This window comes from Vibrio sp. 10N.247.310.24, assembly GCF_041467175.1.
Classification (GTDB): Bacteria; Pseudomonadota; Gammaproteobacteria; order Enterobacterales; family Vibrionaceae; genus Vibrio; species Vibrio tasmaniensis_A.
Map to the genome: position 1 here is coordinate 20,931 of NZ_JBFSUD010000060.1, position 8,123 is coordinate 29,053.

Below are 8,123 nucleotides of genomic sequence, written 5' to 3' on the forward strand. Positions count from 1 at the left end.
AGTATGAAGATTTTAAGCCTAGAATTTGAAAACCTGAACTCTTTGAAAGGGCGTTGGAAGCTCGATTTTACCCAATCACCGTTTGCAGAAAATGGCTTGTTTGCGATTACTGGCCCTACAGGGGCGGGTAAAACCACCATTCTTGATGCGATTTGTTTGGCATTGTTCCACCGCACGCCACGCTTGAAGAGCATTGCCAAAGGCAACAATGAATTAATGACGCGTGGCACGGGTGAGTGTTTTGCTGAGCTGGAGTTTGAAGTGCAGGGCAAAACGTATCGCTCTAACTTCCACCAAAAGCGAGCGCGCGGAAAACACGATGGCGCATTACAAACGCCAACGTGTGAATTTGCGGATGCGGATACTGACAAAGTCTTAGAGACCATGCTGACTAAGAAAACCAAGTTGGTAGAACAGGTAACAGGTCTCGATTTTTCACGCTTCACTAAATCCATCATGTTGTCTCAGGGTGAGTTTGCGGCGTTCTTAAATGCCAATGCTAACGACCGTGCAGAGCTACTTGAAGAACTGACGGGCACAGAAGTCTATAGCCTGATTTCTGAGCGCATCTACGATCATTTCAAGTCGAGTGAAGAGTCGCTTAATCACCTTAAAGCGAAAGCAGAAGGTGTGAGCTTACTGTCTGAAGAGCAAATCCAAGAGCTAACCGCAGAGCGAGAAACGTTAGAAGCGGAACAGAAGCGTTTAGCGGAGCAATTAAAAGAGTGGCAAGCGCATCTAAGCTGGTGGAAAGACGTGACCAAAGCTGAGCAAACTATCGCGACCAGTGAGCACGATCTTAAAACAGCTCAAGATGAACTAGACCGAAACCAACCTTCATTAGAGCGTTTGGCAAACAATGAGCCAGCTGAAAAGTTACGCCCAGTGCACAAAGATTTAAAGCGTTGCGAACAAGAGGTAAACACCACTCAAGCTCATTTAGATAACAGCACTAAGTTACTGGCGGTTCGTGATGCAGAGAAGCAAGACGCGCAAACTAAATTGACTCAAAGCAGTGCAATTGTCGAACAAGTAAAAACCGAGCAACAAGATCAAGAGAAGATCATCGATCTGGTGCGTCCGCTCGATAACCAAATCGCCGTACTCAAAGATAAACAAATTGCGGCCGTTAATGCAACGAATACGCTAAACGAGCAACATACGCAGCAGCGCAATCAACAGATTGGTTTAGTCCAAAAAATAGATGCACTGAAGCAACAAGATCAACTCAGCACTGAGTATTTAAATACACATCAAGCTGATCAACATCTGGAAAAATACCTAGGTCAATGGCAAGCCAAAGTTGAGCAAGTTCGTACTTTAGAGCGTCAACATGCAGAACAACTAAACTCAGCGAAGCAAGCTTTGTGTGCGGTTGATGCACAGCAAACGATCATCAAATCTGCGCAAGACGCTAAAGCAACGCAAGATAAGACCTTAGCTGAATTGGTGGTGCTAGAGAGTAGTGCAAAGCAACAGTGGGAAGCATTGCAAGGCAACACTAGCGAGCAAGTGTTGAATTCGCAAAAAGATCTGTTGGAGTTTTGGAATCGTAATACGCACTCATTACTTGAGACCAATCGTGGTTTCCTAAATGCCCAGCAACAGCTGCATGCAAAAACACAGGCACATCAAACCAACACCCAATTGGTCGACAAGCTTTCGAAAGAACGTGAAGTGTTAGTCGAGCGATATAAAGAGAAAGAGACTTCGCTTGAGCGATTAACGCGTTTGATTGATCAAGAAGGCGAATTGGCAAAATACCGTGCGGCTCTGGAATCTGGATCTGAGTGCCCACTGTGTGGTTCAACAGACCATTCGATTGAGCAGTCGCAAGATATTGCAAATTTGGTTGCTCAAAAAGAAACGGAAAACCTAGAGTTAACGGCCATCAAAAAAGAAGGCCAAGAGCATCGTCAGCAGTTAGATTCTCTTGCCCCTATGGTTGCCGCGCTGAACGATGACATCCTGCGTGCACAAGCGGATATTCAGCAGGCTCAAATGAATTGGCAAGGCGTTGTCGGCAAGCTTCAACATAGCTTATCTGATTTCGTTGACACGGCTCCAGAGCTAGCACTGCTAACGGTAAACGATTTAGGCAATGAAGCTACAGTCGCGACCTTTGCTCAGCAGTGTGAACTTCAACTAAGTCAGTTCTCGCAGCAACTCAAAGCGTTGGGTGATGCTAAAGCACACTATGCCGAAGCTGAGAAACAACGCTTGTCGGTAAGTGTTAGGGCTGACAAGGCGAAGTCTAATCTCGAGTTGGCCGAGCAACGCTTAGCGGATCTGAATAAGCAAAACCAAGTCGCAAACGAGCAAGTGACTCAGATTGCTCAAGCGAAAGAGCAGCAATGGAACGCTCTGAAAGAGAGCATTGTTCAAACGGCTATCGAAGCGCCTGAACTTGAACATATTGATGATTGGTTTACTGCGAAATCGCAAGCATCAAGCACATGGCAGCAAACCAAACAGCAACAGGCCGATATTGAAAAGCAGCTGATTACTCAAAATGCCGAACTGAAAACCTTAGATGACAAGCTAAGCAGTGTTGAGAAAGAGCTCGCGACATTCACGCAACAGAGTGAGTCTCTAGTGTTAGAGTTGACTCGTATTAGTGCTGAAAGAACAGAGTTGTTTGGTGACAAAGACATTCAAGCCACCAGCAATGCGATGAAGCAAAAAGTCACCGAAGCGGTAAATGCATTTGATGCCGCGCAGTTGGTGCTTAACCGCTCCGAGCTGGAACATCGAACTGAGCAAACCAAACACATTAGCTTCTCTGAAGAGTTGACTAGCAAGCAGTCAAGTTACACACAAGCGTCGAATGCTTGGTTAGAAGCACTGAAAACGAGCCCATTCGAAGATGAGGTAAATTTTGAAGCGGCGTTGTTGGATGAGGAGGTTAGAACTCAACTTCAAAGCCTGAAGAAGTCTTTAGACGAAGCGATTGTCAGTGCACAAGCAAGGTTGAATACCGCCAAAGCGACGCAAGTGGAGCTACAAAACCACGTAAATGCGAAAGCATGGCAAGAGCAAGACCAACAGCAAGTTGAAGAAGCAACTACTGAATGCCAAAACGCACAACAAAGCCATGCGACAAAGATCGGCGCAATTTCTGCCAATCTTGAAACGGATAGCCAGAACCGCAGTAATCAGCAAGATCTGTTCAAGCAGATCGACGAACAGCAGGTCGAGTTTGATGATATCTCACGTCTGAACTCACTTATCGGTTCTAAGAACGGCGATAAATTTCGTAAGTTTGCCCAAGGTTTAACTCTGGAAAACTTGGTGTATTTGGCGAACAAGCAGCTACAGCGTTTACATGGTCGTTATGAGCTAAAACGTAAAGCCGATGATGGCTTAGAACTTCAAGTGCTCGACACATGGCAGGGCGATGTGATGCGTGATACCAAGACGTTATCCGGTGGCGAAAGCTTCTTGGTGAGCTTGGCGTTGGCATTAGCGCTTTCTGATCTTGTGAGCTACAAAACCAGTATTGATTCTCTGTTCTTGGATGAAGGTTTCGGCACGCTGGATAGCGACACATTGGACATTGCCCTAAACGCGCTCGATAACCTGAATGCGTCAGGCAAGATGATTGGCGTCATCAGTCACGTTGAAGCACTGAAAGAGCGAGTGCCTGTTCAGCTTAAAGTAACAAAATACTCTGGCTTAGGTGTCAGTGAGATGGAGAAGCAGTATAAGGTTGTTGCTTAGGTTCTAGCTATATTCCATCAGCGCAGAAATAGAAATAAAGCTAGATGAAGCAGATCCCCGACTCAGTCGTTCCTCCTTCTCGAGGATGACGGAGTCGGAAGTTGTAATTAATCACTTCGCCGTCATCCCTTAATGTCAGGATCGAATAAAAAGCAGCCGTCATTCCCTAAAGTGAGGCACGAGCGTAATAGGGAATCTGGGGTTGTTGGTATTACTTTCTTCATTTCCTAAAGTGAGCTACGAACGTAGTAGGGACTCTAGGTTTGTTGGTTTTACCTTCGTCATTCCTTCAAGTGAGGTACGAACGTAATAGGGAATCTGGGGTTGGTCGTATTACCTTCGTCATTCCCTGAAGCGAGAATCGAGCGTAATAGAGAATCACTAGTAGACGCAGGAAGTGGACTCATCAAAAAGGAAGCGGCCATGCACAAGAAACCACATCTACCCACCAAGACATGTCCCGTTTGCCTCAAACCATTCTCATGGCGTAAAAAATGGCAACGTTGTTGGGAAGAGGTGATTTATTGCTCTGAACGTTGTCGTCGCCATAAGACAAAACCCACATAATCTCCCTTCATTTAAGAATCTATTGAGAATAACCACTCATTTAACGAGTTAATATTTTATCTGTCAGGTAACTCATGTATAAAGACGACATGAAGATACCTAAAAGAATACAGCCTTTAGTTGACGATGGTTTAGTCGACGAGGTGACAAGCCAACTCATGAGTGGCAAAGAAGCATCTGTGTACATTGTACGCTGCGGCGATACGATCCGTTGTGCCAAGGTATATAAGGAAATTAGCCAGCGCAGCTTTAAAAAAGCGACCGCGTATCGTGAAGGCCGAAAAGTCCGAAATAGCCGCCGTGCTCGAGCGATGGAAAAAGGCTCTGGCTTTGGTCGAGAGCAACAAGAAAAGGTTTGGCAAAGTGCTGAAGTGGATGCCTTATATAAACTGGCAGAAGCGGGCGTACGTGTGCCTGTCCCTTACGGTTGCTTTGATGGCGTGCTGCTTATGGAACTGGTCACTGACGATGATGGTTATGTTGCACCACGTTTGAACGATGTTGTAATGCCACCAGAACAAGCGATTGAAGATCATGCGGTGATGATGACTTACGTGGTTAAAATGCTTTGCGTTGGTTTGATCCATGGTGACTTGTCTGAGTTTAACGTATTGGTTGATGAATACGGTCCGGTGATTATCGATCTACCACAAGCGGTTGATGCTTCGGCGAACAACAACGCTGAGTGGATGTTGGCTCGTGACATCAATAATATCCGTGACTACTACGCTCAGTTTGCTCCTGAATTGGCGAAAACCGAGTATGCCAAGGAAATGTGGGCGCTTTACGAGAAAGGCGACTTAAAGCCAGACAGCAAGCTGACGGGCGAGTTTACAGAAACTGACGATTTGGCAGACATCGAAGCCATTATGCAAGAGATAGATGCTGCGCGAATTGAAGAACAACACCGACGCGAGCGTGTTAAAGAAGAGAAAGAAGGTGTAGACGACAGTAAGTTCAATTGGGCTGAGTAGTCGTAATGACCCGTTTTGATCTTTCGTAAAATGTCAGTCATAACGCCTTAAAAAACTAAGGCGCTCTTTCAAAAAATAACCCAATAGAGCCTCAACTCTGTTGGGTTATTTTTTTTAACACTCATGAAAGACGGCCACTGGTATTAACTACTACTTTAACTGCTCACCATCGTAAGCGTAGAAGTGCCCACTGTTATCAGGTGTAGCAGTGCGAATGATGTCCACCAATTGATGGGCGACATAGCTCGACTCAAACAACTTACCTTCAGGGACATTGGTCTGGAAAGGCTTAGATAAAGCCGTGTCTGCTGTGCCCGGGTGTAGCGCTAGTACTGTGCCATTCTTAATGGTGCGTTGCCATTCAATCGACATGGTTTTGATGAACATATTGAGTGCCGCTTTCGATGACCGATAACTATACCAACCACCTAATCTGTTGTCTGAAATGCTACCTACCTTTGCGGAAACTACAGCAAACTTTGGATTGTCGCTCGTTCTAAGAACCGGTGTGAAGTGCTTTGCCAATAATAAGCTGGGTAGGGTATTCACCGAAATGTTTTTCAGGAAAAACTCAGGGTCGATAGAAGACAAGTTTTTCTCAGGGCCGAGCTCTGGTGTGTGAAGCATACCCACACAGTTTATCAACCAGTCCAATTTTTCAAACTGTTTGCTGAGTTGCTCAATATCAGCTTCATTGGTTGCATCGACTTTGTGCCAGTTCAAACGACTGTTTTCTAGTTCTGGCTGTTGAGAGTGGTAAGTCGCGTCTACATGCACATCAAGAAAATCAAACCGAGACAGCTCAGATAATAGGTGTTTAACCACAGCGAAACCAATACCGCCACTCCCACCAACCACCAAAATGTGTAATCTGAGTTGCTCTACCATTATAAGTTCTCCAAGTTTGTGATTCGTTGTTCAGCTGTATCGAGAATCGCTTGTTGTGATTGCTCGTCCATGTTGTCCCAAGATCTATATAACATGCCCATGCGTGGGTTACGGTTTAACGCATCGCGGTGCTGGTTCATAAAGCGCCAGTACAAGCTATTGAAAGGGCATGATTGCTCTCCGCTGCGTTCTTTTATCTTGTAGTGACAACCTTTGCAGTAGTCACTCATACGGTTGATGTAAGAACCGCTGGCAGAGTATGGTTTGGTTCCGACGATCCCGCCATCCGCAAACAGTGCCATACCTCGCGTATTTGGCATTTCGACCCACTCAATCGCATCGACGTATATACCAAGGTACCAACTGTCTACTTGATCCGGAGCAATGCCCGTAATTAAACAGAAGTTACCTGTGATCATAAGCCTTTGAATGTGGTGCGCATAAGCAAACTCGAGGGATTGATCAATCGCGTGCTTCATACAATTCATCTTGGTTTGCCCATCCCAAAAGTAATGAGGCAACTTACGGTCTGCTGCGTAGTGATTTTTGTTGGCGTAAGCAGGCATGTTCGCCCAATAAACGCCACGTATGTACTCTCGCCACCCCAGTATTTGGCGCACAAACCCTTCGATTTGTGCAATATCGATAGTGGGTGCATTTGGCTTAGAAGGAGCTTGATAAGCTGATAACGCAGCATCAATCACTTCTTTAGGGCTCAGCAGTTTACTGTTCAGCGAAAACGAAATACGGCTATGATACAAGCTCCATTTAGAGTCGTGTTCTGTAGTCATCGCATCCTGAAACTGCCCAAATAACGGTAAGCAAACCTGGCAGAAATGAGCGAGCAGAGACAAGCTTTGTGCGCGGTTAACTGGCCATAGTAACTGGTTACCGATTTGACCAATGGTTTGCACTTGGTGACGTTCGATACGTTGCAAAATGTCGGTTATGTCATTGGTAAGCATCAAAGGCTGAGGCAGGTTTTCGATGTCTTGTTTCTTGAGCTTCTTTCGATTGTTCGCGTCGTAATTCCATTTGCCGCCAACGGGCTTTCCGTCTTCTAGCAAAATGTCGAAACGCTTTCTCATTCGGCGATAGAAGTGTTCCATCATGATGTGTTTGTCTTTCGGAAACTGTTGTTCTACCTCATCGAATGGAAAGAGGAAGTGTTCCGTATCACAACAACCTTTGGTCGCATTAGTGAGCTTCAGCTTGCTCATCTGCTCTAAAAGGCGATATTCATCTGGCCTTTGATATTCGAATTTCTCTGCGCCGAATTCGTGTACGTAGTGTTGCAATAGCGCATCGAGATTTTCAAATTGCGTGGTGTCATCAAGAGTGAGGTGGAGTACCTGATGACCTTGTTGTTTGAGTTCGTTGGCAAAGTAGCCCATCGCAGAGAAAAAAGCGGCCACCTTTTGGATGTGCGATGCAACGTAGTCAGTCTCTTGCTTGAGTTCAGCGACGATGTAAATGACCTCGTCATCAACCTGTTGAAACCAAGAGTGCTGGATATTGAGTTGGTCGCCTAAAACAAGGCGCACGGTTTTGAAATTCATAACACATCCTGATTGTTGGTTAAGACAAGTTCTTTGCTTCTCGCATTCCACTTGTTGATAAACGCATGGTCTGGATCGTACATACCCGTTTGCTTACCCAAATCAAAATGTCGTGATTTAGGTTTAGGTTGTTTAGCATTATTTTGCTTGTTGGCTTGGGTGTTTACCTGAGAGTTGAGGGCTCCGGCTATGTAAGCCCAATTACCCCAGTTTGATGCCACGTCATAGTCGATAAGTTGGCTCTCAAAATAGGCTGCACCGTGTCGCCAATCGATCCCTAGTTCATAGATCAAACAGCTAGCGGCAAGCTGTCTTCCTCGATTAGACATATAGCCTGTTTCGTTAAGTTGGCGCATACATGGGCTTTGTTGCGTAATTCAATGGAACTAAATCAAGAACCTACGATCTGATCAGC

Annotated in this window: 5 protein-coding genes and 1 pseudogene; 3 read left to right on the top strand and 3 right to left on the bottom strand. The window is 45.5% G+C overall.

Going from position 1 to position 8,123, the window contains the following annotated elements; translation table 11 throughout:
- Positions 1–3: 3 nt before the first annotated feature.
- From AB6E08_RS16855 to AB6E08_RS16865, 3 genes are all read left to right on the top strand, one after another.
- Positions 4–3,720: an AAA family ATPase gene (locus tag AB6E08_RS16855; protein ID WP_372066588.1), complete on the top strand. Its 3,717-nt coding sequence runs from the start codon at positions 4–6 to the stop codon at positions 3,718–3,720.
- A gap of 423 nt (positions 3,721–4,143) precedes the next feature.
- On the top strand, positions 4,144–4,287 hold the full coding sequence (locus AB6E08_RS16860; protein WP_076671818.1) for a DUF2256 domain-containing protein: 144 nt from the start codon (positions 4,144–4,146) through the stop codon (positions 4,285–4,287).
- Between the two features lie 89 nt (positions 4,288–4,376).
- Entirely contained in the window at positions 4,377–5,261 is an 885-nt protein-coding gene (locus AB6E08_RS16865; protein ID WP_029221996.1) for a PA4780 family RIO1-like protein kinase, read from the top strand.
- A gap of 150 nt (positions 5,262–5,411) precedes the next feature.
- On the opposite strand, the gene AB6E08_RS16870 is transcribed toward AB6E08_RS16865, so the two are convergent.
- From AB6E08_RS16870 to AB6E08_RS16880, 3 genes and pseudogenes are all read right to left on the bottom strand, one after another.
- On the bottom strand, positions 5,412–6,149 hold the full coding sequence (locus tag AB6E08_RS16870; RefSeq protein WP_372066585.1) for an SDR family oxidoreductase: 738 nt from the start codon (positions 6,147–6,149) through the stop codon (positions 5,412–5,414).
- Positions 6,149–7,708 carry a cryptochrome/photolyase family protein gene (locus tag AB6E08_RS16875; RefSeq protein ID WP_372066583.1) on the bottom strand — a complete coding sequence of 520 codons (1,560 nt, stop codon included), beginning with the start codon at positions 7,706–7,708 and terminating at the stop codon, positions 6,149–6,151. Before AB6E08_RS16875 ends, AB6E08_RS16870 begins: the two co-directional genes overlap by 1 nt.
- Positions 7,705–8,067: pseudogene (locus tag AB6E08_RS16880) on the bottom strand (FAD-binding domain-containing protein); the annotation flags it as partial. The gene AB6E08_RS16875 and the pseudogene AB6E08_RS16880, both read right to left, overlap by 4 nt.
- Between the last annotated feature and the right edge of the window lie 56 nt (positions 8,068–8,123).

Bases quoted from the DNA above. Each gene is read 5' to 3' on its own strand.
- AB6E08_RS16855 (WP_372066588.1), top strand. From the start codon at position 4: ATGAAGATTTTAAGCCTAGAATTTGAAAACCTGAACTCTTTGAAAGGG.
- AB6E08_RS16860 (WP_076671818.1), top strand. From the start codon at position 4,144: ATGCACAAGAAACCACATCTACCCACCAAGACATGTCCCGTTTGCCTC.
- AB6E08_RS16865 (WP_029221996.1), top strand. From the start codon at position 4,377: ATGAAGATACCTAAAAGAATACAGCCTTTAGTTGACGATGGTTTAGTC.
- AB6E08_RS16870 (WP_372066585.1), bottom strand. From the start codon at position 6,149: ATGGTAGAGCAACTCAGATTACACATTTTGGTGGTTGGTGGGAGTGGC.
- AB6E08_RS16875 (WP_372066583.1), bottom strand. From the start codon at position 7,708: ATGAATTTCAAAACCGTGCGCCTTGTTTTAGGCGACCAACTCAATATC.